17 protein-coding genes, 1 other RNA gene and 1 pseudogene are annotated in these 26,200 nt (G+C 60.0%); 12 read left to right on the forward strand and 7 right to left on the reverse strand.

The features are described from left to right. Window positions 1–38: 38 nt before the first annotated feature. Window positions 39–1,043: an NADP-dependent oxidoreductase gene (locus tag IF654_RS08850; RefSeq protein ID WP_070413257.1), complete on the reverse strand. Its 1,005-nt coding sequence runs from the start codon at window positions 1,041–1,043 to the stop codon at window positions 39–41. 171 nt (window positions 1,044–1,214) lie between these two features. Between IF654_RS08850 and IF654_RS08855 the strand changes: the two genes are divergently transcribed. Next, window positions 1,215–1,976, forward strand: coding sequence for an SDR family oxidoreductase (locus IF654_RS08855; RefSeq protein WP_194862576.1), 762 nt, complete (start codon window positions 1,215–1,217; stop codon window positions 1,974–1,976). A gap of 53 nt (window positions 1,977–2,029) precedes the next feature. Here IF654_RS08855 and IF654_RS08860 read toward each other — a convergent pair whose 3' ends face one another. Then, window positions 2,030–3,220, reverse strand: coding sequence for a benzoate/H(+) symporter BenE family transporter (locus IF654_RS08860; RefSeq protein WP_194862575.1), 1,191 nt, complete (start codon window positions 3,218–3,220; stop codon window positions 2,030–2,032). A 228-nt stretch (window positions 3,221–3,448) separates the two neighbouring features. Between IF654_RS08860 and IF654_RS08865 the strand changes: the two genes are divergently transcribed. After that, entirely contained in the window at window positions 3,449–4,216 is a 768-nt protein-coding gene (locus IF654_RS08865; RefSeq protein ID WP_047275278.1) for a GntR family transcriptional regulator, read from the forward strand. A 116-nt stretch (window positions 4,217–4,332) separates the two neighbouring features. Here IF654_RS08865 and guaD read toward each other — a convergent pair whose 3' ends face one another. Genes guaD through xdhA form a run of 4 tightly spaced genes read right to left on the reverse strand, consistent with a single transcriptional unit; the run spans window position 4,333 to window position 10,291 of the window. Then, window positions 4,333–5,631 carry a guanine deaminase gene (gene guaD / locus IF654_RS08870; protein ID WP_047280421.1) on the reverse strand — a complete coding sequence of 433 codons (1,299 nt, stop codon included), beginning with the start codon at window positions 5,629–5,631 and terminating at the stop codon, window positions 4,333–4,335. Window positions 5,632–5,639: 8 nt separating this feature from the next. Then, window positions 5,640–6,482, reverse strand: a complete 843-nt coding sequence (xdhC, locus tag IF654_RS08875) for a xanthine dehydrogenase accessory protein XdhC (RefSeq protein ID WP_194862574.1) — start codon at window positions 6,480–6,482, stop codon at window positions 5,640–5,642. Continuing rightward, entirely contained in the window at window positions 6,475–8,844 is a 2,370-nt protein-coding gene (gene xdhB, locus IF654_RS08880) for a xanthine dehydrogenase molybdopterin binding subunit (protein ID WP_194862573.1), read from the reverse strand. Before xdhB ends, xdhC begins: the two co-directional genes overlap by 8 nt. Further along, window positions 8,837–10,291 (reverse strand): xanthine dehydrogenase small subunit, encoded by a 1,455-nt coding sequence (gene xdhA, locus IF654_RS08885; protein ID WP_194862572.1) that lies wholly within the window; start codon window positions 10,289–10,291, stop codon window positions 8,837–8,839. Before xdhA ends, xdhB begins: the two co-directional genes overlap by 8 nt. A 233-nt stretch (window positions 10,292–10,524) precedes the next feature. Between xdhA and IF654_RS08890 the strand changes: the two genes are divergently transcribed. From IF654_RS08890 to IF654_RS08920, 8 genes and pseudogenes are all read left to right on the forward strand, one after another. Then, window positions 10,525–11,184, forward strand: coding sequence for a GntR family transcriptional regulator (locus IF654_RS08890; RefSeq protein WP_047275271.1), 660 nt, complete (start codon window positions 10,525–10,527; stop codon window positions 11,182–11,184). 2 nt (window positions 11,185–11,186) lie between these two features. After that, complete coding sequence (smc, locus tag IF654_RS08895) at window positions 11,187–14,675, forward strand: chromosome segregation protein SMC (protein ID WP_094987892.1); 3,489 nt, start codon at window positions 11,187–11,189, stop codon at window positions 14,673–14,675. 257 nt (window positions 14,676–14,932) lie between these two features. Further along, the gene (zipA, locus tag IF654_RS08900; protein ID WP_095022771.1) at window positions 14,933–15,823 is read left to right on the forward strand and encodes a cell division protein ZipA; all 891 of its coding nucleotides are present in this window, start codon (window positions 14,933–14,935) and stop codon (window positions 15,821–15,823) included. Between the two features lie 97 nt (window positions 15,824–15,920). Next, window positions 15,921–18,278: an NAD-dependent DNA ligase LigA gene (ligA, locus tag IF654_RS08905; protein ID WP_094987890.1), complete on the forward strand. Its 2,358-nt coding sequence runs from the start codon at window positions 15,921–15,923 to the stop codon at window positions 18,276–18,278. 259 nt (window positions 18,279–18,537) lie between these two features. Continuing rightward, window positions 18,538–18,634, forward strand: an RNA gene (gene ffs, locus IF654_RS08910) — signal recognition particle sRNA small type. Between the two features lie 710 nt (window positions 18,635–19,344). Next, window positions 19,345–19,755, forward strand: a pseudogene (locus tag IF654_RS23255) (PAS domain-containing protein); the annotation flags it as partial. Window positions 19,756–19,977: 222 nt separating this feature from the next. Beyond that, window positions 19,978–21,039, forward strand: a complete 1,062-nt coding sequence (locus IF654_RS08915; RefSeq protein WP_405627802.1) for a methyl-accepting chemotaxis protein — start codon at window positions 19,978–19,980, stop codon at window positions 21,037–21,039. A 22-nt stretch (window positions 21,040–21,061) separates the two neighbouring features. After that, window positions 21,062–22,759, forward strand: coding sequence for a putative bifunctional diguanylate cyclase/phosphodiesterase (locus tag IF654_RS08920; RefSeq protein ID WP_094987888.1), 1,698 nt, complete (start codon window positions 21,062–21,064; stop codon window positions 22,757–22,759). Window positions 22,760–22,763: 4 nt separating this feature from the next. Here the strand turns inward: IF654_RS08920 and IF654_RS08925 are convergent, their stop codons facing one another. Next, entirely contained in the window at window positions 22,764–23,507 is a 744-nt protein-coding gene (locus IF654_RS08925) for a substrate-binding periplasmic protein (protein ID WP_094987887.1), read from the reverse strand. 143 nt (window positions 23,508–23,650) lie between these two features. Between IF654_RS08925 and dnaX the strand changes: the two genes are divergently transcribed. Both dnaX and IF654_RS08935 read left to right on the forward strand, forming a co-directional pair. Further along, window positions 23,651–25,717 (forward strand): DNA polymerase III subunit gamma/tau, encoded by a 2,067-nt coding sequence (dnaX, locus tag IF654_RS08930; RefSeq protein ID WP_169835798.1) that lies wholly within the window; start codon window positions 23,651–23,653, stop codon window positions 25,715–25,717. 74 nt (window positions 25,718–25,791) lie between these two features. Next, a complete protein-coding gene (locus tag IF654_RS08935; RefSeq protein WP_017527493.1) occupies window positions 25,792–26,130 on the forward strand; it encodes a YbaB/EbfC family nucleoid-associated protein in 339 nt (112 codons plus the stop codon). The last annotated feature ends 70 nt before the right edge of the window (window positions 26,131–26,200 follow it).

Below are 26,200 nucleotides of genomic sequence, written 5' to 3' on the forward strand. Positions count from 1 at the left end.
TCGACACCTGTGCGGCTTAAGACTGTTGGCGAGCGCGTTTAGACTTTCAACACCAGCTTGCCGAAGTTTGCGCTGTTGAACAGTTTCATCAGGGTCTCCGGGAAGGTTTCCAGCCCGTCGACAATGTCCTCCTTGCTTTTCACTTGGCCCTTGGCCAGCCATCCCGCCATTTCTTGTCCGGCCGCAGCATAGCGATCGGCGTAGTCCATCACCACAAAGCCTTCCATGCGTGCGCGATTAACCAGCAACGACAAGTAATTGGCCGGGCCTTTCACGGCCTCTTTGTTGTTGTACTGGCTGATGGCACCGCAAATCACCACCCGCGCCTTGACGTTCAGACGACTCAACACGGCATCGAGAATGTCGCCGCCCACGTTGTCGAAAAACACGTCGACGCCATTAGGGCATTCGCGTTTAAGGCCGGCAATCACGTCTTCGTTTTTGTAGTCAATGGCGCCGTCAAAGCCCAGCTCGTCGGTCAGGTAGGCGCACTTCTCTTGACCGCCTGCAATGCCGACCACGCGGCAACCTTTGAGTTTGGCGATTTGCCCGGCAATGCTGCCGACTGCACCGGCCGCACCGGAGATCACCACGGTGTCTCCGGTTTTGGGCGCGCCGACTTCGAGCAAGGCAAAGTAGGCGGTCATGCCAGTCATGCCCAGCGCGGACAAATACACCGGCAGCGGCACCAGTGTCGGATCAACGGTGTAGAAGCCGCGAGGTGCGCCGAGGAAATAATCCTGCACGCCCAGTGCGCCATTCACGTAGTCGCCCACCTTGAAGTCGGGATGCCGGGAGGCGATGACCTTACCCACGCCCAGCGCCCGCATGACCTCGCCCAAGGCCACCGGTGGAATGTAGGACTTGCCTTCATTCATCCAGCCCCGCATGGCCGGATCGAGGGACAGGTATTCATTTTTAACCAGCACCTGCCCTTCGGCGGGTTGGCCCACCGGCACTTGCTGATAGGTAAAGGTGTCACGCGTGGCTGCACCGACTGGGCGTTTTGCGAGCAGGAACTGGCGGTTGGTCAAATCGGTCATGGCACAGACTCTTTAAAAGGCAAAAGGTGTTGATAGACGTTATGCGGTCGGACATCAAGTGAATGCGTGTTCACGAATGGTTTTTCATCAGTGGTGATGATGGTAGTGGGCAGGGTTTTATCACTGGGATAAATAAACGAATGACTGTCTGGGCTGAGGAGGATAAAAACAATGAGCATGACGTTTGCAGGGCGTGTGGCGGTCGTGACCGGTGCCGGGGCAGGCATAGGGCGCGCCACTGCGTTGGCGTTTGCCGCACAGGGCCTGACGGTGGTGGTCTCCGACGTGGATGTCGCGGGCGGCGAAGCGACGGTCCGGCAAATTGAGGCGTCCGGGGGGACAGCAGTTTTTGTGCGGTGCGACGTCACGCAGGAAGCCGATGTCCAGCACCTGATGGAGCAGACGATCAGTGCGTTCGGGCGTCTGGACTATGCCTTTAACAATGCCGGGATCGAAATTGAGCACGGACGCCTGGCAGACGGCACGCTGGACATGTTCGACGCGATCATGGCGGTCAACGTTAAAGGCGTGTGGCAGTGCATGAAATATCAGTTACCGCTGATGGTGGCGCAGGGAGGTGGTGTCATCGTTAACGCCGCTTCTGTCGCCGGGTTGGGGGCGGCGCCGAAGATGAGTATTTATGCGGCGTCCAAGCACGCGGTCATCGGGCTGACCAAATCCGCAGCGATTGAGTATGCGAAGAAAAAAGTCCGCGTGAACGCGGTGTGCCCGGCGGTGATCGACACCGATATGTTTCGCCGTGCCTATGAGGCCGACCCGCGCAAGGCCGACTATGCCGCGGCGGTGCACCCGGTCGGGCGGATTGGCACTGTGGAGGAGGTCGCCAGTGCCGTGTTGTACCTGTGCTCTGAGGGCGCTGCGTTCATCACCGGGCATGCGCTGGCAGTGGATGGCGGGACAATGGCGATCTGATCGCCCCCGAGCGTGCAGCCGCCAACGTGCGGCTACACGGTTGCAGAGGCCGGTTATTTACCCTTCCAGCTCAGAATCATTAAAGTCAGCACGCCCGCCACAATCCCCCAGAAGGCCGAGCCCACCGAGAACAGCGTCATGCCCGACGCCGTGACCATGAACGTTACCAGCGCGGCCTCGCGTTCTTTGGATTCGTTCATGGCGATGGTCAGGCCGTTCATGATTGAGCCGAACAGCGCCAACGCCGCAATCGACAGCACCAGTTCTTTGGGAAAGGCCGCGAACAGGCCGGCCAGTGTTGCCCCGAAAATCCCCGCAATCCCGTAAAAAATGCCGCACCACACGGCCGCGGTGTAACGCTTGTTCGGGTCTTCGTGGGCGTGCGGCCCGGTGCAAATGGCAGCGCTAATGGCAGCCAGGTTGATGCCGTGGGAGCCAAACGGTGCCAGCAGCAGTGATGCCACCCCGGTGGTGGTGATTAGCGGGGAGGCGGGCACGGTGTAGCCGTCTGCGCGCAACACCGCCACCCCCGGCATATTTTGCGAGGTCATGGCCACGACAAACAGGGGGATGCCGATGCTGATCGTGGCGGCGAGCGAGAAGGACGGCGTGGTCCATTCCGGTACCGCCACCTCAAGGGCGAAACCGTTGAAGTCCAGCAGCCCCATCAACCCTGAAATCAGCGTCCCGATCAACAACGCGCCAAGCACCGCGTACCGCGGGGCCACACGCTTGACGATCAGGTAGGTGAAAAACATGCCCAACACCAGCCAGGTTTGGTGCTGGGCGGCGACGAAGATTTCACTGCAAATCTTGAACAGAATCCCGGCCAGCAGGGCGGAGGCCAGTGAGGCCGGAATGCGTTTGACCAGACGCTCAAAACTGCCAGTCACGCCGCACATGATGACCAGCACCGCGCACGTGATGTACCCGCCGATCGCCTCGGGGTAACTGACACCGCCCAGGCTGGTAATCAGCAAGGCAGCGCCGGGGGTAGACCAGGCAATGGTGATCGGAGTGCGGTAGCGCAGCGACAGGCCGATACTGCAAATCGCCATGCCGATCGACAGCGCCCAGATCCATGAGGAAATTTGCCCACTGGTCAGGCCGGCCGCCTGACCCGCCTGAAACATCAGCACCAGCGTGCTGGTGTAGCCGGTCATCATCGCGATGAAACCGGCCACCACGGCGCTAGGCGAACTGTCTGCCAAAGGGCGTAAACGCAGAGGGGTGGCGTCAGTCATCAAACGGTATTCCTTATTCTTTAAAAGGATGGAGCAGGGCGCCAGCCTAAACGCAAAAGTTACACTTCATTGCAATACAGCCGTGACTGCAAACAGCCGTACAGTCGTACTGGCAATCTGGGTTGTGTACAATGCGCGCTGTTTTTTAGTATTAATTCATTACCAGCGGTGCCCGTTTACCGACTAACGTAAACCCTCTTACGCCGCCGCTATCCCACACGAGACCTCATGAACGAACAGTTGCAGCCCCTCAAGAAACCCACCCGCACTGGCAAGGCCGGTCGCAGCGGCACTCAGGACGATATTGTCTACGCGCACATTTTTGAGGCCATCCTCGAACAGCGATTGGCGCCGGGCACCAAGCTGAGTGAAGAAGCGCTGGGTGAAATTTTTGGGGTGAGCCGCACCATCATTCGCCGTGCATTGTCGCGTCTGGCCCATGAAGGTGTGGTGTTGTTGCGCCCCAACCGCGGTGCCGTGGTGGCCAGCCCCAGCATTGACGAAGCGCGGCAGGTGTTTTTTGCCCGGCGTCTGGTTGAGAAAGCCATCACCGAACTGGCCGTCGAGCACGCCACTGCCGAAGACCTTGCCGACTTGCGCAAGATGGTCCAGGACGAGCGCGACAGTTTCTCGCGCGGGGACCGAGGCGCAGGGATTCGGCTGTCGGGCGAGTTTCACCTCAAGCTGGCCGAAGCGGCAAAAAATGCCCCGCTGATCAGCTTTCAACGCAGCCTGGTGTCCCAGACCTCGCTGATCATTGCGCAGTATGAGAGCGGCAACCGTTCCCACTGTTCTTATGACGAGCACATGCAACTGATCGACGCGATTGAAGCGCGTAACGGCGAGCTGGCCGTGAGCCTGATGATGCACCACATGGATCACATCGACAGCAAACTCAACCTCGACGAAGAAAGCGCCTCGGACGATTTGCACGCTGTGTTTTCGCATTTGCTGCAAACCAAAGGCAAGCCGGCACGTCCCTCGGCCAAGCTGTAACGGGGTGCGTGCCGGCGGTGGTCGGGCGCCAGCGTCCGTAAACCTTGGCCCCGATATCCCAAACACATGACGGACTACTTCGCCCTGCGCGTCAGCGACGTCGCAGGGCGAGTCTGTCAGCGCTGGTGCACCTTGTTGCCCGCCGCGAAGGTCTGCTGAACGGTGCGGTCGTCGCCCAATGTCATCAGCACAAACAGGGTTTCCGCGATGCTCTTGGATTGCTTGAGGCGATAGCTGAGCAACGGGGTCGCGTTGTAGTCCAGCACCACAAAGTCCGCGTCGGTGCCCGGTTGCAGGGTGCCGATGCGATCTTCCAGGCGCAGTGCCCGCGCGCCGCCCAAGGTCGCCAGGTACAACGATTTGAACGGGTTCAGGCGCAGCCCTTGCAGTTGCATGACTTTGTAGGCTTCGTTCAGGGTGTTGAGCAGCGAGAAGCTGGTGCCGGCGCCCACGTCCGTGCCCAGGCCTACGTTAAGGTTGTGCTTCTCAGCCATGGGCAGGTTGAACAGACCGCTGCCGAGGAACAGGTTTGAGGTTGGGCAGAAGGCCACGGCCGAGCCGGTTTCGGCCAGACGTGCGCACTCGTCATCACACAGGTGCACGCCATGGGCAAATACCGAGCGTTCACCCAACAATTGGTAATGGTCATACACGTCCAGATAGCCTTTGCGTTCAGGGAACAGGGATTTCACCCACTCAATCTCCTGAAGGTTCTCGCTGATATGGGTGTGCAAGTACAGGTCCGGGTATTCGCCCAACAACTTACCGGCCAACGTCAGTTGCTCCGGGGTGCTGGTGGGGGCGAAGCGCGGGGTGACGGCGTAATGCAGGCGCCCTTTGCCATGCCAGCGCTCGATCAGTGCTTTGCTCTCGCTGTAGCCGGTTTCTGCGGTGTCTGTCAGATAGTCCGGTGCATTGCGATCCATCATCACTTTGCCCGCGATCAGGCGCAGGTCCAGGCGCTGTGCCGCTTCAAACAGGGCATCCACGGACTGCGGATGCACGCTGCCAAAGACCAGCGCTGTCGTCGTGCCGTTGCGCAGCAGTTCCTTGAGGAAGACGTCTGCGACTTCTTGCGCGTGGCCTTTGTCGGCGAACTGGCTTTCGCACGGGAAGGTGTATGTGTTGAGCCAGTCAAGGAGCTGTTCGCCGTAGGAGCCGATCATGCCGGTCTGCGGAAAATGGATGTGCGTGTCGATGAAACCCGGTGTGATCAGCGCGTCGCTGTACGTGGTCACTTCGACGTCTGACGGTAAGGACGCCAGTAAGTCGCAGGCGTTGCCCACGGCTTTGATCTGACCGTTTTCAACGATCAGCAAGCCGTCTTCGAAGTATTCATAAGAGGCATCGATCCCGACCTGCGCCGGGTCGGCGATGCTGTGCAGGAGGGCGGCGCGGTAGGCTTTACAAGTCATCATGTTTCTCAGTTCGTGGCCTGGCTGCGTCGTGAGGACGGCAGTAGTTGTTTAATGGGTTCAACGCTGGCACTCGGTTGGCCGAAGTGGGCGTTGTAGGTGGCGATAATTTCGCCGGCGATGGAGATGGCGATTTCAATCGGCAGTTTGCCTTTGACTTCGCTCAACCCCATGGGGCAGCGCATGCGCTGCAAATGGGGGGCGCTGATGCCTCGCGCGCGCAGGCGATGCTCGAACTTCATGCGTTTGGTGCGAGAACCAATCAAGCCGAAGTAGCCAAAGTCGTTGCGCGTGAGCAAAGCGGCACTGAGTTCCAGGTCCAGGGCGTGATTATGCGTCATGACGATGCAGTAGCAACCCGCGGGCAGCCCTTTGATTTCATCCACGGGCTCATCGGTAACGATTTTTTGCACGCCTGCCGGGATCAGTGCCGGAAATTCCTGTTCGCGTTCATCGATCCAGCGGATGCGGCACGGCAGGCCGGCCAGCAGTGGCACCAGCGCCCGGGCCACATGCCCCGCGCCAAACACGGCGATTTGCGCTTGCACCTGGCCCATCGGCTCAAACAACAGCACGGCGACGCCGCCGCAACATTGCCCGAGGCTGGCGCCGAGGCTGAAGCGTTGCAGGTCGGGCGCCTGCTTGCCGTTGGCCAGCATGTCGCGGGCGATCTGCATGGCCTTGTATTCCAGATGGCCGCCGCCGATGGTGTCAAAGGTCTGTGTCGCGCTGATGACCATCTTCGACCCGGCGTTACGCGGCGTGGAGCCCTGTTCTTCGATGAGGGTGACCAGCACGCAGGGTTCTCCCTGACGCTGCAGGTCGGCGAGGGCGGTGATCCAGTTATGCATGGCGTTCACCGTGCTGGCGCATTTGTTCGCAGCCCCACAGCACGCGCTCGGGGGTGGCAGGTGCGTCGATTGCGGGCTGCACGCGGTAGTCCGCCAGGCTCGCCACGGCATCTTTGATCGCGCACCACGCGGCAATGCCGAGCATAAAGGGCGGTTCGCCCACGGCCTTGGAATGGAACACGGTGTCTTCCGGGTTTTTGCGGTTTTCCACCAGTTTTACCCGCAGGTCCAGCGGCATGTCGGCGACTGCGGGGATTTTGTAGCTGGCGGGGCCGCTGGTCAGCAACTTGCCTTTGGCGTTCCACACCAGTTCTTCCATGGTCAGCCAGCCCGCGCCTTGAAGGTAGCCGCCTTCGACCTGGCCGATGTCGATGGCCGGGTTCAGGGAAGCGCCGACGTCATGCAGGATGTCGGTGCGCAACATTTTGTACTCGCCGGTCAGCGTATCGACGATCACTTCGGCGCAGGCCGCGCCAAACGCGAAATAGTAAAACGGACGGCCCCGGGCCTGAATGCGGTCGTAGTAGATTTTCGGGGTCTTGTAGTAACCCGTGCTCGACAGGGACACCTGCCCGAAATACGCCTGCTGGATCAGGGTCTCGAAACTCAGTAAAAGGTCGCCTGCTCGCACCTGGCCGTTGTGAAACTGCACGGCCTGTTCACTGACCGCATATTTTTCGGCGGCAAAGGCAATCAGCCGTTGCTTGATGATTTCGGCAGCGTTCTGCGCGGCCTTGCCGTTCAGGTCTGCCCCGCTGGAGGCCGCTGTGGGCGAGGTGTTGGGCACTTTGTCGGTGTTGGTGGCGGTGATCTGCACGCGGCTGATGTCCACCTGGAAGACTTCGGCCACCACTTGCGCGACCTTGATATTCAACCCCTGGCCCATCTCGGTGCCGCCATGGTTGAGGTGGATGCTGCCGTCGGTGTAAATGTGGATCAGCGCGCCCGCCTGATTGAGAAAACTCGCGGTAAAGGAAATACCGAATTTGACCGGTGTCAGCGCCAGGCCTTTTTTCAGGATCGGGCTGTTGGCGTTGAACGCCCGGATCGCCTCGCGCCGCTCGGCGTATTGACTGCTGGCTTCGAGGTCGGCGGTCATTTCTTCCAGCAGGTTGTGCTCCACGGTCTGGTAGTAGTGGGTCACGTTGCGATCGGTCTTGCCGTAGTAGTTGGCCTTGCGCACGGCCAGCGGGTCGAGCCCCAGATGGCGGGCGATGTGGTCCATGACCTGTTCGATGGCCACCATGCCTTGCGGGCCGCCGAACCCCCGGTACGCGGTATTGGAAGCCGTGTTGGTTTTGCAGCGATGACCATGGATGGTGGCATCGCCCAGGTAGTAAGCGTTGTCGGCGTGGAACATGGCGCGGTCGACAATCGAGGCGGACAAGTCAGGGGAATAGCCGCAGTTGCCTGCCAGGTCCAGTTCAATGCCTTGCAAGCGCCCGTTGGCGTCGAAGCCCACATCGTATTCGACGTAAAACGGGTGGCGCTTGCCGGTCATGTGCATGTCTTCGACCCGCGGCAGGCGCATCTTAGCCGGTTGCCCGGTGAGGCGCGCGACCACGGCGCACAGGCACGCTGGGCTGGCGGCCTGCGTTTCCTTGCCACCGAAGCCGCCGCCCATGCGGCGCATGTCGACCACGATGTTGTTCATCGGTACGTCGAGCACCAGCGCCACCAGTTTCTGGATTTCGGTGGGGTTTTGGGTTGAGCAGTACACGATCATGCCGCCGTCTTCGGTGGGCATGACCGAAGAGATTTGGGTTTCCAGGTAGAAGTGTTCCTGCCCCCCGATATGCAGCGTGCCTTTAAGCCGATGGTCGGCGTGGGCCAGCGCCGTGGCCGAGTCGCCGCGCTGATGGGTGTGGCTGTCGAGGACAAAGTGTTGATTGCGCAAGGCCTGCACCACGTCGAGCACCGGTTCCAGGTCCTCGTATTCGATGATGGCGGCCATCGCGGCGTTGCGCGCGGTCTCCAGGTCGCGGGCGGCCACGGCCAACACGGGCTGGCCGACAAACTCCACGGTGTCGATGGCCAGCAGCGGGTCGCCGGGCAGCAGCGGGCCGATGTCTTTCAGGCCGGGGATGTCTTCATGGGTGATGACCAGTTGCACGCCGTCAAAGGCGTAGCAGGGCGTGGTGTCGATGCTGAGGATTTTGGCGTGAGCCCGATCCGACAGGCGCGCGTAGAGATGCAACTGGTTGGGGTATTCCAGCCGGTCGTCAATGTATTGGGCTTCGCCGGACACATGCTTTTCGGCGCTGTCGTGTTTGACGCTGCGGCCTACGCCGGTTGTCAGGTCTTGCGCGAACAGGGCGGTGAGTTCGGCCTGGGACAGCTCGGCTTTGTGATGGTTAGACATACGCTGTCACCCGCGTGTCGAAAGTTGGGGTTTGCAGTTCGAGGGCGTACTTGCGCAGCAGGTTTTGCGCGGTCAGCAAGCGGTATTCCTTGCTGGCGCGAAAATCCGACAGCGGTGTGAAGTCTTCGGCCAGTGCCCGGCAGGCGCGTTCGACGCTGGCGCTATCAAAAGGGTTGCCAATCAGCACGGTTTCGCAGGCCGAGGCGCGCTTTGGGGTAGCGGCCATGCCGCCGAATGCAATCCGCGCGGCGGTGACGATGCCGTTATCGAGGGTCAGGTTGAAGGCGGCGCACACGGCGCTGATGTCGTCGTCCAGCCGTTTTGAGACTTTATAGGCGCGGAAGGCGCGGGCTGCGGTGGCGCGTGGCAGGACGATTTTCTCGATGAATTCGCCTTCCTGTCGGGCGGTCACCCGGTAATCAATGAAGTAATCCTCAAGTGGCAGGCTGCGGCAGGTGTTGCCCTTGCGCAGCACGAGGCTGGCCCCCAGGGCGATCAGCAAGGGTGGCGTGTCGCCAATCGGGGAGGCGTTGCCAATGTTGCCGCCCAGCGTGCCCTGATTGCGGATTTGCAACGAGGCGAAGCGTTGCAGTAACTCGCCGAAGTCCGGGTATTGGGCATTGAGGACGCAGTAGGCGTCGGTGAGGGTGACGGCCGCACCGATCTCGATGCGGTCTTCAATGAATTCAATGCGCTTCATTTCGGCCACGTGGCCCACGTAGATCATCACCGGCAGCGGGCGATGCAATTGCGTGACCTCCAGCGCCAGGTCGGTGCCGCCGGCCAGCAGCCGCGCTTGCGGGCACGCCTCATACAGGTCGGCCAGGTCGCTGAGGGTCAGGGGCAGCAGGCAGCGTTTGTCGCCGCTGTTGAGTTCCCCGGTCTGTTGAGGGGCGATGGCATTGAGTGCGGCCAGGGTGGCCTGCTCGCGTGCATCAAATTGGTCACCCCCCTGCACCGAACAGGCGCGTTCGGCGGCTGCCAGAATCGGCCGATACCCGGTGCAGCGGCACAGATTGCCCGCCAGCGCTTCATGGGTCTGATGGGCGTCGGGTGCGGTGCTGTTCTTTTGCAGCGCAAACAGCGACATCACAAACCCGGGCGTGCAGAACCCGCACTGCGAGCCGTGGCACTCGACCATGGCGCGCTGCACGCTGTGCAATTGGCCTTGATGCTTGAGGTCTTCCACGCTGATCAATTGCTTGCCGTGCAGGGCCGACACAAAGGTCAGGCAGGCATTGAGGCTGCGATAGCGCAGGCGTTGCTGGCCCTGCGGGTCGGTCTGGATTTCGCCCACGACCACCGTGCAGGCGCCGCAGTCGCCACTGGCGCAGCCTTCCTTGGTTCCGGGTTTATGCAGGTGCTCGCGCAGGTAATTGAGCACGGTCAGGTTCGGGTCCAGCGCGTGCTCGGTACGCAGCGTCTGGTTGAGTAGGAACTGGATCACGGAAGGCCTCGCAAAATCATTATTGTTATCGAGCGGGATGGGCTGAATTTAGTCATAACTGACTCGCGGGTCAAGAAAATGAACAAAGGCCTGCAAAATGGTGTTCTGCGACGGCGATTAGCCATTTATTTGCGGGTTTCGTGCCAAATTCACTGTTGTGGGCACTCCGCTAGAGCCCGGCAAGTGCGTTACACTTCGCCGCCTGCACTGATCAAAGATTTTGAAGGTAAAACATGACGTTCAAGGCGCCGGATAGCCTCGCCGAGCAAATCGCTCATCACCTCGCCGAACGCATCATTCGGGGCGAGTTACAGCCAGGGGAACGCATTCAGGAACAGAAGGTGACGCTGGCGCTCAATGTCAGTCGCGGCTCTGTGCGCGAAGCGTTGCTGATCCTCGAACGTCGGCACCTGATCGCCATCCTGCCGCGACGCGGCGCGCACGTCACCGAACTCAGTGCGCACAAGGTGCAAAGCCTGTGCACGCTGATGAGCGAGCTGTACATCCTGCTGGGCAATGCCGTGGCGCAACGTTGGGCGGTCCAGGCCGACCTCGGGCCGTTCCTGCAAATCCAGCAGCGCCTGACCGCCAGCCTTGAGCGCCAGGACATCAGCGCATTTGTCGAAGACAGCTTCAATGTCATGCGCGCGGCCTATCCGTTTGCCAACAACCCGTACCTGCAAGAAACCGTCGAGAACCTGCATCCCGCCATGAGCCGTGCCTATTACCTGGCACTGGAGCAACGCAAGGCGGCAATGAGCGAATTCCTGGCCCTGTTTGCGCAGTTGCTCGACGCAGTACTGGCGCGTGATCTGCCCAAGATCCGCCTGGTGCTCGGCAGCTACGCCCAGCGCAGTTGCGATTTGGTGCTGACTGCCTTGACGGTTGCCTGAGCGTGCGGCTCAAGTGCATCAAGCTGGCCGGTTTCAAGTCGTTCGTCGACCCGACAACGGTTAACTTTCCGAGCAACATGGCGGCGGTGGTCGGCCCCAATGGCTGCGGCAAATCGAACATCATCGACGCCGTGCGCTGGGTGATGGGCGAAAGCTCGGCCAAGAACTTGCGCGGCGAGTCGATGACCGATGTCATCTTCAATGGCTCCACCAGCCGCAAGCCCGTGAGTCAGGCGAGCATCGAGCTGGTGTTTGATAACTCCGACGGTACGCTGCTGGGCGAGTACGCGGCCTACGCCGAGATTTCGATCCGGCGCAAAGTGACCCGCGACAGCCAGACCACGTATTACCTCAATGGCACCAAGTGCCGACGCCGTGACATCACCGACATCTTCCTCGGCACCGGCTTGGGACCGCGCAGCTACTCGATCATCGAGCAGGGCATGATCTCGAAACTGATCGAGTCCAAGCCCGAAGACCTGCGTAACTTTATCGAAGAAGCAGCGGGAATCTCCAAGTACAAGGAGCGCCGCCGCGAGACCGAAAACCGCATCCGCCGCACCCACGAAAACCTCGCCCGCCTCACTGACCTGCGTGAAGAGTTGGGGCGTCAGTTGGAGCGCTTGCACCGTCAGGCCCAGGCGGCGGAGAAGTATCAGGAATACAAAGCCGAGGAGCGTCAGCTCAAGGCGCAACTGTCGGCGCTGCGCTGGCAGGCCCTGAACGAACAGGTTGGCCAGCGCGAAGCGGTCATCGGTAATCAGGAAGTCAGCTTCGAAGCCCTGGTGGCCGAGCAGCGTAATGCCGATGCGAGCATCGAGCGTCTGCGCGACGGGCACCATGATCTGTCAGAGCGCTTCAATCTGGTGCAGGGCCGTTTCTACTCCGTGGGGGGCGACATTGCCCGCGTCGAGCAGAGCATTCAGCACGGTCAGCAACGCTTGCGCCAGTTGCAGGACGATTTGCGTGAAGCTGAGCGTTCGCGCCTTGAAACCGAATCGCACTTGGGGCACGACCGCACGCTGCTGGCCACGCTGGGTGAAGAACTGGCGATGCTCGAACCCGAGCAGGCGCTCACCAGTGCCGCCGCCGAAGAGGCGGGTGCGGCGCTCGAAGAATCCGAAGTCACCATGCAGGCCTGGCAAGAGCAGTGGGATGCCTTCAACCTGCGCAGCGCCGAGCCGCAGCGTCAATCTGAAGTCTTGCAGGCGCGGATTCAGCAACTGGAAACCAGCATGGAGCGCGTGGCCGAGCGCCAGCGTCGACTGGCTGAAGAGCGTGCCTTGCTCGCGGCCGACCCTGAAGATGCGGCCATTCTGGCGTTGAGCGAATTACTGGCCACCAGCGAGCTGACCCACGAAGAGCTGCAGGGCACTGAAGAGCAGCTCGTCGAGCGTCTGGAGCAGGTGCGCCACGACTTGCAGCAGGCGACCCACCGTCAGCAACAGGCTCAGGGCGAATTGCAGCGGCTTAATGGCCGTTTGGCATCACTGGAAGCCTTGCAACAGGCGGCCCTCGATCCGGGCACCGGCACGGGTGAATGGCTGCGTGCGCATCAACTCAACCAGCAACCGCGTCTGGCTGAGGGCTTGCGCGTTGAGCCGGGCTGGGAACTGGCGGTTGAAACCGTGCTGGGCGCCGACCTGCAAGCGGTGCTGGTTGACGATTTTGCCCCGCTCGATCTGGCCGGCTTTACTCAGGGCGATTTGCGCCTGTTCAGTGCCGGCACGCCCGGCCAGGCTGAAGCAGGCAGTTTGCTTGACAAGGTTGAATCGGATTTCGACCTTGCACCCTGGCTGGGGCGGGTCAAGCCGGTCGACACCCTTGAACAGGCGCTGGCCTTGCGCCCGCAGCTGGCTGAAGGGCAGAGCCTGATCAGTCGCGATGGTTTTTGGGTGGGGCGCACGTTTTTGCGCGTGCGCCGTGCCAGTGAAGCGGAAAGCGGGGTGCTGGCTCGCGGCCAGGAAATACAGCGTCTGGAGCATGAGCGCGATGAGCGCGAAGCCACGTTGGCAACCCTTGAGGAGCAGTTACAGCGCTTGCGCGAGCAGCAACTGACCCAGGAAGAAGCCCGTGAGCAGGTGCGTCGGCGTTTGCAGGATGAAGCGCGTCAACAGGGTGAGATCAAAGCCAGGCTTTCGGCCAGTAAAGCCAAGGTCGAGCAATTGACCCTGCGCCGTCGTCGTCTGGATGAAGAGTTGGCTGAATTGGCTGAGCAGCGCGCCCTGGAGCATGAGCAGGTGGGTGAAGCGCGCCTGCAATTGCAGGAAGCGCTGGACGCCATGGCCACCGATACCGAGCAACGCGAGTTGTTACTGGCCCGGCGCGACAGCTTGCGTGAGCGTCTGGACCGGGTGCGTCAGGACGCTCGTCAGCACAAGGATCATGCTCATCAGTTGGCCGTTCGGCTGGGGTCGCTCAAGGCGCAGCACGATTCCACGCGTCAGGCCCTTGAACGTCTGGAGTTGCAGTCGGAGCGACTGGCCGAAAAACGCGAGCAACTTTCGCTGAACCTGGAAGAGGGCGAGGCGCCTCTGGAAGAGCTGCGTCTGAAGCTCGAAGAATTGCTCGATAAACGCCTGAGCGTGGATGAAGAGCTCAAGGTCGCGCAAACCGCCCTTGAAGACGCCGACCGCGAATTGCGCGAGGCCGAAAAACGCCGAAATCAGGCCGAGCAACAATCGCAACTGATTCGCGGCCAGCTCGAACAGCAGCGCATGGAATGGCAAGCGCTGACCGTGCGGCGCACCGCGTTGCAAGACCAATTGCTGGCCGATGGCTATGACCTGCACGGCGTGCTGGCCACCTTGAGCAGCGAGTTGAACGAGCAGCAGGCCGAAGAAGAGCTGGAGCGCATTGGCGCACGAATTCAGCGCTTGGGGGCGATCAACCTGGCGGCCATCGATGAGTACCAGCAGCAGTCCGAACGCAAACGCTATCTGGATGCTCAAGATGCGGATTTGGTTGAAGCACTTGAGACGCTGGAAAACGTCATTCGCAAGATCGACAAAGAAACCCGCAGCCGTTTCAAAGACACCTTTGATCAGATAAATGGTGGATTACAGGCACTTTTCCCAAAAGTTTTCGGTGGCGGCAGCGCTTACTTGGAACTGACGGGCGAAGATTTACTCGATACAGGGGTAACGATCATGGCGCGGCCGCCAGGCAAGAAGAACAGCACCATCCATTTGTTGTCCGGTGGTGAGAAGGCATTGACTGCGCTGGCGCTGGTTTTTGCCATCTTCAAGTTGAATCCGGCACCGTTTTGCATGCTCGATGAAGTGGATGCGCCGCTTGATGATGCGAACGTAGGGCGTTATGCCCGTCTGGTTAAAGAGATGTCACAGACGGTGCAGTTCATCTACATCACCCACAACAAAATCGCCATGGAAATGGCCGATCAGTTGATGGGGGTGACGATGCACGAGCCCGGTTGTTCGCGTCTGGTGGCGGTTGATGTCGAGGAGGCCATGGCAATGGTGGATGCTTGAGCTATAAGCAAAGAGGGACAAAAAAATCTTTGTGTAAGATATTTCCCAAAGAGTTGACCGATTTGGTTTGCATGCTTGTAGGGCTTCGGCATAGCTCAATGCGACAGACGGTGTAAAGTTATCTTTGGTCGTGCTAATTTAGCGTCTAATTTTTTTATACGTGGGTAAAACGCCATTCAGAACATAGAGTTGGCGCCACGTTTTAAAGGGCTTTAGGCTCTTCTTCATAGAATCATTTTTTAGGGGCACGGGATTACATGGAAATCGGTCTGCGCGAGTGGCTGATCGTCATCGGCATAGTGGTCATCGCCGGTATTCTTTTTGATGGCTGGCGCCGCATGCGCGGTGGCAAAGGCAAGCTCAAGTTTCGTCTTGATCGAAGCTTCTCAAACCTGCCCGACGAAGAGGAGGCCAGCGCCGAGTTGCTCGGGCCCCCGCGAGTGCTGGACACCCCGCATCACAAAGAGCCGCAACTTGATGAGCACGACCTGCCATCGGTGAGCATGCCGCCTCGTGAGAAAGGCGCCAAGCGCGGCAAGCGTGGCAGCGAGCCAAGCCAGGGCGACTTGAACCTCAATCTGGACCTGGAAGACGACGGCCCGAGCCTCAGCGCCGCCCGTGATGACTTCCCGGCAGAATCCAAACCGGCCCGCGGTCGTGCCACGGCCAGCCCGTCGGTATCGGCAGTGGCTGAAGAGAAAGAAGCGCCGCAAGCGGCAGAAGAAGTGCTGGTCATTAGTGTCATCAGCCGCGACCCGGCGGGCTTCAAGGGGCCAGCCCTGTTGCAGAACATTCTGGAAAGCGGCCTGCGCTTTGGCGAGATGGATATTTTCCACCGCCACGAAAGCATGGCCGGCAATGGCGAAGTGCTGTTTTCGATGGCCAACGCTGTGAAGCCGGGTGTATTCGATCTGGACGATATCGACCTGTTCAGTACGCCTGCCGTGAGCTTCTTCCTGGGGCTGCCGGGGCCGCGTCATCCCAAGCAGGCGTTTGATGTGATGGTGGCCGCGGCGCGCAAGCTGTCGCAGGAATTGAACGGCGAGCTCAAAGATGACCAGCGCAGCGTGTTGACGGCGCAAACCATCGAGCATTACCGCCAGCGCATCGTTGAATTTGAACGTCGCGCATTGACTCAAAAACGCTAAGCCCTGTGGGAGTCAGCCTGTTTGCTCCCACTCCAGCGCGAACGAATTAACTCAAGAGCAGCCTCGGCTGCTCTTTTGCATTGTGAGAGAACACCCCATGACCGCCGCCCATGACCGAATCCTAGCGCTGCGCGCTGAACTGGATCAGCACAACTATCGCTACCACGTGCTCGACGAGCCGAGCATCCCGGACGCCGAATACGATCGTCTGTTCCATGAGCTCAAAGCGCTGGAAGCCGAGCATCCCGAGTGGGTCACGCCGGACTCCCCGACCCAGCGGGTGGGCAGCGCTGCGTTGTCGGCCTTCACGCAGGTCCGCCATGAAGTACCGATGCTGAGTTTGGGCAACGCCTTCGATGAGGCGGACATGCGCGAGTTCGACCGCCGGGTCAATGAAGGGCTGGATTTGCCCTCCGGCGACCTGTTTGGTGGCGGTGCCGAGGTCGAATACAGCTGCGAGCCCAAGCTGGATGGCCTGGCGGTCAGTCTGTTGTACCGGGACGGGCATTTGGTGCGCGGTGCCACGCGAGGTGATGGCACCACGGGTGAAGACATCAGCGTCAACGTGCGGACCGTGCGCAACATCCCGCTCAAGCTGCACGGCAGTGGCTGGCCCGCCGTGCTGGAGGTGCGGGGTGAAGTGTTTATGTCCAAGGCCGGGTTTGAGCGCCTGAACGAAACCCAAATGGCGGCTGGCGGCAAAACCTTCGCGAACCCGCGTAACGCGGCGGCGGGCAGCCTGCGGCAACTCGACTCGAAGATCACCGCCAGCCGTCCGCTGGAATTTTGCTGTTACGGCTTGGGCCAGGTGTCGGAAGAATTTGCTGATACGCACATCGGCAATCTCAAGCAGCTGCAAAAATGGGGCATGCCCATCAGCCATGAGCTGAAACTGGCCAAGGGCATTGCCCAGTGCCTGGATTACTACCGAGACATCGGTGAGCGGCGCGCTTCGCTACCGTATGAAATCGATGGCGTGGTGTTCAAGGTCAACAGCCTGGCCTCGCAGCGTGAGCTGGGGTTCCGTGCCCGCGAACCGCGTTGGGCCATCGCCCATAAATTCCCGGCGATGGAAGAGCTGACCGAACTGCTCGATGTGGAGTTTCAGGTGGGCCGAACCGGCGCGGTGACCCCGGTGGCGCGTTTGAAACCGGTGAAGGTGGCGGGCGTGACGGTCTCCAACGCCACGTTGCACAACATGGACGAAGTGGCGCGACTGGGGTTGATGATCGGCGATACCGTGATCATTCGCCGTGCTGGCGATGTGATCCCGCAGGTGGTGCAAGTGGTGCTGGATCGCCGTACGAAACATGCCCGGCCGGTGCACATTCCGCACAACTGCCCGGTGTGCGGTTCGCATGTCGAGCGCACGCAGCTGATCAAGCGCAGCAAAGGCCGCGAAACGGTCACTGAAGGCGCGGTGTACCGTTGCGTCGGTCGTCTGGCCTGCGGTGCTCAGCTTAAGCAGGCGATCATTCATTTTGTCTCGCGCCGGGCGATGGATATTGAAGGGCTGGGCGAGAAAAGCGTTGAGCAGTTGGTGGACGAAGGTTTGGTGCGTTCGCCGGCAGATCTGTACATGTTGAACTTCGATCAGATTGTCGAGCTGGAGGGTTTTGCCGAGTTGTCGACCAACAACCTGCTGGCCGCCATCGCTGACAGCAAGCGGCCGACACTGGCCCGCTTTATCTATGCCTTGGGCATTCCGGACGTGGGAGAGGAAACCGCCAAAGTGCTGGCGCGCTCGTTGGCTTCGCTGGAGCGTGTCCAGCAGGCGTTGCCGCAGGTGCTCACGTACTTGCCGGATGTCGGTCTGGAAGTCGCCCATGAGATTCACAGCTTCTTCAGTGATGAACATAACCGGCAGGTGATCCAGCAGTTGCTGGAGCGCGGCCTTGAGTTGCAGGATCAGGGCGATCTGGGGGCTGAATTTGCCGCGAGCGCGACGTTGGGCGGCTTGATCGACAAACTGCATATCCCGTTTGTGGGGCCGGGCGGCGCGCAAAAGCTCGCCGACAAGTTTGGTTCGTTGCAAGGCGTGATCGATGCGGACTGGCTCGACATGCGCCAGGCCTTGCCGGAGAAGCAGGCCAAGGCGGTGCGAGCGTTTTTTGACAACCCCGACAATGCAAACCTTGCGCTGGCGATCGAGGCGCAGTTGCGAGATTTCGGCATGCACTGGCACAGCGAGAAAAAAGTCGTGGCCGGTTTGCCTCTGGCGGGGCAGACCTGGGTGCTGACCGGGTCGCTGGAACTGATGAGCCGCGATGTGGCCAAGGACAAGCTCGAAAGCCTGGGCGCCAAGGTCTCGGGTTCGGTCTCGGGCAAGACCCATTGCGTGGTGGCGGGGCCGGGTGCGGGGTCCAAGCTGGTCAAGGCTAACGAGTTGGGACTGAAGGTGCTGGATGAGCAGGCATTTGTCGCCTTCCTGGCGCAGCAGGGCATCAGCCTCTAAATCTATGCAGGCGCTGCCGGGCGGCGTCCGGCAGCGTAGCCGGGTCAAAAAAGCCGTGTTTGTCGCTCGAAGGGATTCGCGTGCTGCTGATTTCCCCCGCAGGACGCCCGACCCTGGCCTGAGATTCGCGGACGCTGCCCCGGTAATCCAAGTACTTGAGCCCATTCATTTTTTTATTCTTGAATAGGCGGTTGTAACTTTTCTTCAGACAGGTACAATGGCGCCGTTCGCTGCTAGGCGAATGTTGTTATGGTGACCCTATCGGTCCCTCCGCAACGATTACCCGTGAACCTGGTCAGATCCGGAAGGAAGCAGCCACAGCGGGAACATTGTGTGCCGGGGTGTGGCTGGTGGGGTTGCCTCCATTTTGAATCCCTCTTTTTATATCTCCTCTCAACGCCGGTTACGACCTTGCGATTTTTTTCTGTGCGTGTTCGTTTTGCCGTCTTTTTTGCGCCCAGTCAGGTGTTGAGTCACGCGATATGAAGAACAGTTAATGAGTGCACTTGCTCAGATTTCAGTTTTCATATTTCGAATTTGTCTTTCGTCTTTTATGGCGTCGTCTAGATTTTGTATAAGTCATTTCAGCGGCCATGAGAAAGTTAATGAGGCCGCCTGAATCGCTTGCAGGGACTTTAGATGACGGGCATACGCTTTTAAAGACGCGTTTACAGGTGTTAGTTGTTGGCATTCAGCGTCTATTGTTTGTACTTCCATTTAAATGGCTTGATGTTATGGGCGCTGAAGTGAATATGTCTTTAAGACAATTCTTAAAAATTATTGGATCCAATAATTAGAGTTGTCAAAGCTCTGCAGATGGCTCTAGCTCGGCCTTTATCGGGGCTTTTCGCGAATGTTGTTGAGAGGTATTCGTGCAACTCGGGCATCGTTCTTTGTCGCGCTGGACTCTGTATTTGTCTGTTGTGACGGGCTGTTGAATTAATGCGTTGTTATAAAGCATAGGGTCAGGGCCGGGTTGTTGTCTGGTCGTCTTACTTGCAAAGCTGAGATTACTTTGTAGAATTGCGCCACTTTTGATCTTCTTCAAGCCCGCACCTGTTCAAAGATGTGGGGTGTTGTTGCACGTCTGCTTAATATTGCCCGGTGCGTATTAAGTGTATGTGCGGTGAGCCTTGGGGTTGTTCTGTTCTTACATGGCGCGCCTGTGCGTGCTATCCACAGGTGGAGTTTTACCGTGCGCATTAACCTTCCCGTGACCGGTGTCGAACAAACATTTCCCGAGCATCAGCGGTTGATCTCAGCCACGGATGTCCACAGCCATATCACTTACTGCAATGCCGAATTCGCCGCCATGAGCGGTTTTACTCAGGATGAGTTGATCGGCAGTACGCACAATCTGGTTCGCCACCCCGACATGCCAGCCTCGGTTTTCGAATTGATGTGGCGCTACCTCAAAGCCGGGAAAAGCTGGATGGGGGTGGTCAAGAACCGCTGCAAAAACGGCAACTATTACTGGGTCAGCGCGTATGTCACGCCGATTCTGGAAGGCGGTCGTGTGGTCGGGTACGAGTCGGTGCGGGTCAAGCCCACCCGGGAGCAGGTGGCTCGGGCTGATGCGCTCTATGCGAGTTTGCGTGACGGCAAGCCTGCGGTGCCGGCGTGGCACCGCCTCACCCATGCCGCGGGCGCCCTGTTACTGCCGGTCACCGCGGCCATCGTGTCGGTTGCCAGTGCTTATGTGCTTCCGACGTTGGCCGCGCAAAGCCTCACGGCCGCGCTGTTTGTCGGGGTGGGTGTGTGGGGGCACCGGCGTGTGGGCCAGCAATTGCAGCACATCCTCAACGCTTCTGCGGATTCATTTTCGGACCCGATCAGCGCCAAGGTGTACAGCGACGCCGACGGTGCTGTCGCCCGGTTGCACATGATTTTGATCAGCGAAGAAGCGCGTCTGAAGACCGCACTGACCCGCTTGCTGGATTTGGCCAACCAGATGGCCGAAGCGGCGACGGACTCCAGTCAGTTGTCCAGCGACACGGAAAGCGCCTTGTTGCAGCAGCGTGCCGAGACAGACATGACCGCGGCCGCCATGACCGAAATGGCCGCGTCGATCTCCGAGGTGGCGATGCATGTTCAGCACACGGCGGTAGAGGCCAAAACCGCGAACCAGTTGGCCCAAGAGGGCAGTCTGGTGGCCGGCACCACCCGTGACGCCATTCAATTGCTGGCCAATACGGTGAATCAAATCAATGGCGCGGTGGGCAATCTGGCCGGCCAAACCCAGGAAATCATGCTGGCTGCCAGCATGATTCGCGCGATTGCCGATCAAACTAACCTGTTGGCACTCAATGCCGCCATCGAGGCCGCACGCGCAGGCGAGCAAGGGCGCGGGTTTGCCGTGGTGGCGGATGAAGTGCGGGCGCTGGCGGGCAAGACCCGGGAGTCGACCGAGCAAATCCAGGGCATCATCGAAAACCTGCAAACAGGCGCCGAGGAGGCGGTCAATATTGCCAGTCTGGGCATTCAGGAGGCCGAGCAGGGCGTGCGTCAGGTGCTGCAAGCGCAGGAAGCGCTGCAGGGCATTCGTCAGGCCGTAGAGCGCATCACTGACATGAGCCAGCAGATGGCCGCTGCGTCGCAAGAACAGTCCTCGGTGGCCGAAGATGTTTCACGCCAAATCAACAATGTTGCTCAAACCGTGCAAAATACCGCGCAAAACGCCAATGCGGCAGTCGTGCGTGGTGGCGAACTCAAACGAATCTCTACAGGGCTTCGCGCCCTGGTGGATCGTTTCAATCGGTAATTGGCAAGGCGTGAAGTGAATCATGGACGATATGTACCGCAAAGCTGTAGATGCTGCGGCGATCTTTTCTGAAACCGATTTAAGTGGGCGCATCACCTACGTCAACGAGCAGTTCTGTGACGTGTCGGGTTACCCGCGTGAGGAATTGTTGGGGGCCAACCATCGCATCCTGAACTCGGGTTTTCATCCGCCCGAGTTCTTTGTCGGCATGTGGCGCACCATTTCCCGGGGGCAGGTCTGGAAAGGCGAAATCTGCAACCGGGGTAAAGACGGCACGGTCTACTGGGTGGACAGCACCATGGTGCCGCTGGTGGATGAATCGACCGGGCAAGTGCGCAAGTATTTGTCGATCCGTTTTGATGTCAGCGAAAAGCGTCAGTTGTTGCACACCCTGCAATGGCGCGTGGGGCACGATGTGCTGACTGGCTTGCCAAACCGCGCCTACCTCTCCGACCTGTTGAATCAGGCCCTCGAATCTTCGCGCGCCGATGGCATTCCGCTGGCAGTGTGCATGCTCGATCTGGACGGCTTCAAGGCAGTCAATGACGGTTATGGGCATGCCAGCGGCGACTTGCTGCTGATCGAGGTGGCCAAGCGTTTAAAAAGCATCATGCGCGGTGAAGATGTCGTGGCGCGTCTGGCCGGTGACGAATTTGTCCTGATCCTGCGCCATGTGCGCGATGCGGATGAGCTGCACGGGGCCATGCAGCGGGTGTTGACCGCCATTTCCCGGCCCTACACGGTGGGTGAAAACAGCCTGAGTGTGTGTGCCAGCATTGGTGTCACGCTTTACCCGCTCGACAACGAAGACGCCGACACGCTGTTGCGCCATGCCGATCAGGCCATGTACGTGGCCAAGCAAAGCGGACGCAACCGCTATTACGTGTTCGATGTGCTCAAGGGGCGCGAGATCAAGGCCACCCACGAACAGGTCGAGCGTGTACGCCAGGCCTTGGCAGCGGGTGAGTTGTGTTTGCACTACCAGCCCAAGGTCAACATGCGTACCGGCGAGGTGCTGGGTTTTGAAGGCCTGTTGCGTTGGCATCATCCGAAGAAAGGGCTGATTGAGCCTTGCGATTTTTTACCGGTGGTCGAGCAGACCGACTTGATTATCGACATCGGGGAATGGGTGATCGATCAGGCAATCCGGCAAATGCACGAATGGCAAAGGGCTGGGGCGCACTGGTCGATCAGTGTCAACATTGCGGCACGGCACTTTCAGCGCGCGGATTTTGTGGCGCGGCTTAAGGTGTTGCTGGGGCGGTATGCGGAGGTGGCGCCCGAAAAACTGGACCTCGAAATCATTGAGTCGGCGGCCATTGAGAACATGCAGCATGTCAGTCAATGCCTTAAAGCCTGTCAGGCTTTAGGCGTGCGTTTTTCGCTGGACGATTTCGGTACGGGCTATTCCTCGCTGAGCTACCTCAAGCGCTTGCCGACCGAAACCATCAAGATCGACAAATCCTTTGTGCGTGACATCCTCCACGATCAGGATGACCTGGCCCTGACCACGGCAGTGGTCGGGCTGGCGCGCGCGTTTGGGCGCAACGTGATTGCCGAAGGGCTGGAGAGCGAAGCGCAGGGTTGCCTGCTGATGGAGCTGGGCTGCGAAGTGGCGCAGGGCTATTTCATTGCGCGGCCCATGCCGATTCGCGAAGTGGCCAATTGGGTGGCCGGTTTCGAACCGCCCGGGGCATGGTTGCAGGCCGCTTGCGCCTGAGCGGTCACAGCGTCGAGGGTGCGGTGTAACGCGAAATGATGCGCTCTATTTCACCGGACTGGCGCATGGCAGACAGGGTGCTGAGGATTTTTTTCGTGGGCAGCTGCGGGTCGTTACGCACCATGCAACTGAGCATTTGCTCTTGCACCAGCGCCACGTCGTGCAGTTGGTCTGCCGGTTTAAGGTCTTTATTGATCCAGTCCACCGCCCATTGATTACTGACCGCATAGTTGAAGCGTCCGATGATCAGCATTTGCAGGACTTGTTCCTGGCTGCGGGCGTCATCGCGCTGCAGCCTGCCTGCATCGAACAACGGTTGCAGGGAAGGATAGGTGTAGCTGAGCACTGTACCGACCGACTGTCGCTCCAGGGTTTGCAGATTCACCGGCGCCGGGCGCTGGCGTGTGCCGACCAGCACATCGCGTTGTGCGAGCAGCGGTTCGCTCCACAGGTACTGGTCGGCGTTCGGGCCGACCCAGGCGGGGGTGACAAAACAGCGCACATCCACTTCGCCATGGTCCATGGCGCTCTGAACCCGTGCCCGGGCCAGTACCTGAAATTGCGCCGGGTAGCCAATCTGGAGAGCCAGGCTTTGCATGACGTCAAACAGGATGCCTTCGGTGGGCTGGCCGTTCTCGTGCCGCACCATCGGCATCGCCCAACTGTCTGCAATGGCGAAGCGCAAGGGCGGCAGTTCCGCCAGGCAGGGCACGGTGGCCAGTATCAATATCAAGGGGGTCCAGCGCATAAGATCTCCGGCAGGGGGGCCAAAACGATATAAATAGCCCGTCAGGCAGCAGCATAGCCAGATTAGGCGGCCACATCGGATGCAATTTTGCCCTTGCTCCGCTAGCATTAGCGCCTTCCGCTTTTCAGACGCGACGGTTATCAATGAGTTATCAGGTTCTTGCACGTAAATGGCGTCCGCGCTCGTTCCGCGAAATGGTCGGCCAGACCCATGTGCTCAAGGCTCTGATCAACGCCCTGGACAGTCAGCGCTTGCACCACGCCTACCTTTTCACCGGTACCCGTGGCGTGGGCAAGACCACCATTGCGCGGATCATCGCCAAATGCCTGAACTGTGAAACAGGTATCACCTCGACCCCGTGTGGCGAGTGTTCGGTGTGCCGCGAAATCGACGAAGGCCGTTTTGTCGACCTGATCGAAATCGACGCCGCCAGCCGCACCAAGGTCGAAGACACCCGCGAGCTGCTCGATAACGTGCAGTATGCGCCGAGCCGAGGGCGCTTCAAGGTCTACCTGATCGACGAAGTGCACATGCTCTCCAGCCATTCGTTCAATGCGCTGCTTAAAACCCTCGAAGAGCCGCCGCCCTACGTCAAGTTCATCCTGGCGACGACCGACCCGCAAAAGCTGCCGGCGACCATTTTGTCGCGCTGCCTGCAGTTCTCGCTCAAGAACATGACCCCGGAGCGCGTGGTTGAACACCTGAGCCATGTGCTGAGTGTCGAAAACGTTCCTTTTGAAGACGATGCCCTGTGGCTGCTCGGGCGTGCCGCAGACGGGTCGATGCGCGATGCCATGAGCCTGACCGATCAGGCGATTGCGTTCGGTGAAGGCAAAGTGCTGGCTGCGGATGTGCGGGCCATGCTCGGTACGCTGGACCACGGCCAGGTGTTTGACCTGCTTCACGCCTTGATCCAGGGCGATGCAAAAGCCTTGCTTGAGGCCGTGCGCCATTTGGCCGAGCAGGGGCCGGACTGGAATGGCGTGCTGTCGGAAATCCTCAACGTGTTCCACCGCGTGGCGATTGCCCAGGCATTGCCTGAAGGCGTCGACAATGGCCACGGCGACCGGGATCGGGTGTTGGCGCTGGCGCAGGCGATGCCGGCCGAAGATGTGCAGTTTTATTACCAGATGGGCCTGATCGGTCGCCGCGATTTACCCCTCGCGCCCGACCCGCGGGGCGGCTTCGAAATGGTGCTGCTGCGCATGTTGGCCTTTCGTCCTGCCGACACCGGGGACGCACCGAGTCAGCCGCTAAAGCCGGTGGGGATCAGCCAGGCCACAGTTGATTCCGCTCAAGCCGTGGCGACGGCTGCTGCGCTTACGCCGGTCGCGACACCGGTGCCGGAACCCGTCGCGGCGCCTGAACCCCAGGTTGCCCCGTCCCCGACGCCTGCCCCCGCCCCAGTGGTTGAGCCACGGGCGCCTGTGGTCGCAGAAGTCGATCTGCCGTGGAACGAGCCCGCTGTGCCGGTCGTCGAGCAAGCGCCTGCCCCCGAGCCGGTGCTGGAGACCGTCAGCGAGCCGCCCGCGTTGCCGCCGATGCCATTGCCTACCCCGGACAGCGTGGTGCCCGACGCGCCGCAGTGGACGGCCGCACCGATCCCCGAGCCGACCGCCGAGCAAGTCGATGCGGCCCTGTCAGGCATGGACCGCGATGACGAGCCGCCGCTGGACGAAGACTACATTGAGCCGGACATGGACTCGGCGGCCTACAGTTATCTGGACGAGCTGGCCAGTGAGCATGCGGCCGAGCATGAGCCAGCGCCGGAGCCTGAACCGCAGCCCGCCGCGATGCCGGCGACCGGTCTGGCCCTTGAATGGCTCAACATGTTCCCCAAATTACCGGTGTCGGGGATGACAGCAAGCATTGGTGCCAACTGCACGCTGATCTCGGCCGAAGGGGATGAGTGGCTGCTGCACCTGGACCCGGCGCACAGTGCGTTGTTTAACGCGACCCAGCAGCGGCGTTTGAACGATGCCCTGAACCAGCACTTGCAGCGCACGCTTAAAGTCACCATCGAGCTGATCAAGCCCGAACAGGAAACCCCGGCGCAAGCGGCAGCCCGTCTGCGCGCTGAGCGTCAGCGACTGGCGGAGGAATCGATCTATGCCGACCCGTTGGTCCAACACATGATTGAACAGTTCGACGCTGCCGTGCGTGACGATACGATCCAGCCTGTCGACGTGGTCGAGCCCCAGGCGTCGTAGCGGCGGATAAAAAATTACAGCCCGTGGTCGAAGGCCATGGGCATATTGTGCATATACCGTTTGAGGTGATTCCCATGATGAAAGGTGGCATGGCCGGCCTGATGAAGCAGGCGCAGCAGATGCAGGAAAAAATGGCCAAGATGCAGGAAGAACTGGCCAACGCAGAAGTCACCGGCAAGGCAGGTGGCGATATGGTGAGCGTGGTGATGACCGGTCGTCACGACATCAAGCGCGTGAGCATCGACCCCAGCCTGCTGGAAGGCGTGAGCGATGATGACCGTGAAGTGCTGGAAGACTTGTTCGCCGCGGCCGTTAACGACGCCGTGCGCAAGATCGAAGCCAACAGCCAGGACAAAATGAGCGGCGTGACCGCCGGCATGCAATTGCCACCGGGCATGAAGCTGCCGTTCTAAGGTGCTGTGAGAAAGCCGGGCTTCGCGCCCGGCTTTTTTTTGCGCGTTTTTTGTCGTCGCTGTCGCGGGC

Source organism: Pseudomonas lundensis (assembly GCF_015377145.2).
In the GTDB taxonomy this organism is placed as follows: domain Bacteria; phylum Pseudomonadota; class Gammaproteobacteria; order Pseudomonadales; family Pseudomonadaceae; genus Aquipseudomonas; species Aquipseudomonas lundensis.

What these genes read in the sequence shown, in the direction of transcription:
- IF654_RS08865 (WP_047275278.1), top strand. Translation starts at nt 3,449, where the DNA reads ATGAACGAACAGTTGCAGCCCCTCAAGAAACCCACCCGCACTGGCAAG.
- IF654_RS08935 (WP_017527493.1), top strand. Translation starts at nt 25,792, where the DNA reads ATGATGAAAGGTGGCATGGCCGGCCTGATGAAGCAGGCGCAGCAGATG.
- IF654_RS08855 (WP_194862576.1), top strand. Translation starts at nt 1,215, where the DNA reads ATGAGCATGACGTTTGCAGGGCGTGTGGCGGTCGTGACCGGTGCCGGG.
- xdhB (WP_194862573.1), bottom strand. Translation starts at nt 8,844, where the DNA reads ATGTCTAACCATCACAAAGCCGAGCTGTCCCAGGCCGAACTCACCGCC.
- xdhC (WP_194862574.1), bottom strand. Translation starts at nt 6,482, where the DNA reads ATGCATAACTGGATCACCGCCCTCGCCGACCTGCAGCGTCAGGGAGAA.
- zipA (WP_095022771.1), top strand. Translation starts at nt 14,933, where the DNA reads ATGGAAATCGGTCTGCGCGAGTGGCTGATCGTCATCGGCATAGTGGTC.
- ligA (WP_094987890.1), top strand. Translation starts at nt 15,921, where the DNA reads ATGACCGCCGCCCATGACCGAATCCTAGCGCTGCGCGCTGAACTGGAT.
- IF654_RS08850 (WP_070413257.1), bottom strand. Translation starts at nt 1,043, where the DNA reads ATGACCGATTTGACCAACCGCCAGTTCCTGCTCGCAAAACGCCCAGTC.
- IF654_RS08920 (WP_094987888.1), top strand. Translation starts at nt 21,062, where the DNA reads ATGGACGATATGTACCGCAAAGCTGTAGATGCTGCGGCGATCTTTTCT.
- dnaX (WP_169835798.1), top strand. Translation starts at nt 23,651, where the DNA reads ATGAGTTATCAGGTTCTTGCACGTAAATGGCGTCCGCGCTCGTTCCGC.
- IF654_RS08890 (WP_047275271.1), top strand. Translation starts at nt 10,525, where the DNA reads ATGACGTTCAAGGCGCCGGATAGCCTCGCCGAGCAAATCGCTCATCAC.
- guaD (WP_047280421.1), bottom strand. Translation starts at nt 5,631, where the DNA reads ATGACTTGTAAAGCCTACCGCGCCGCCCTCCTGCACAGCATCGCCGAC.
- IF654_RS08925 (WP_094987887.1), bottom strand. Translation starts at nt 23,507, where the DNA reads ATGCGCTGGACCCCCTTGATATTGATACTGGCCACCGTGCCCTGCCTG.
- IF654_RS08860 (WP_194862575.1), bottom strand. Translation starts at nt 3,220, where the DNA reads ATGACTGACGCCACCCCTCTGCGTTTACGCCCTTTGGCAGACAGTTCG.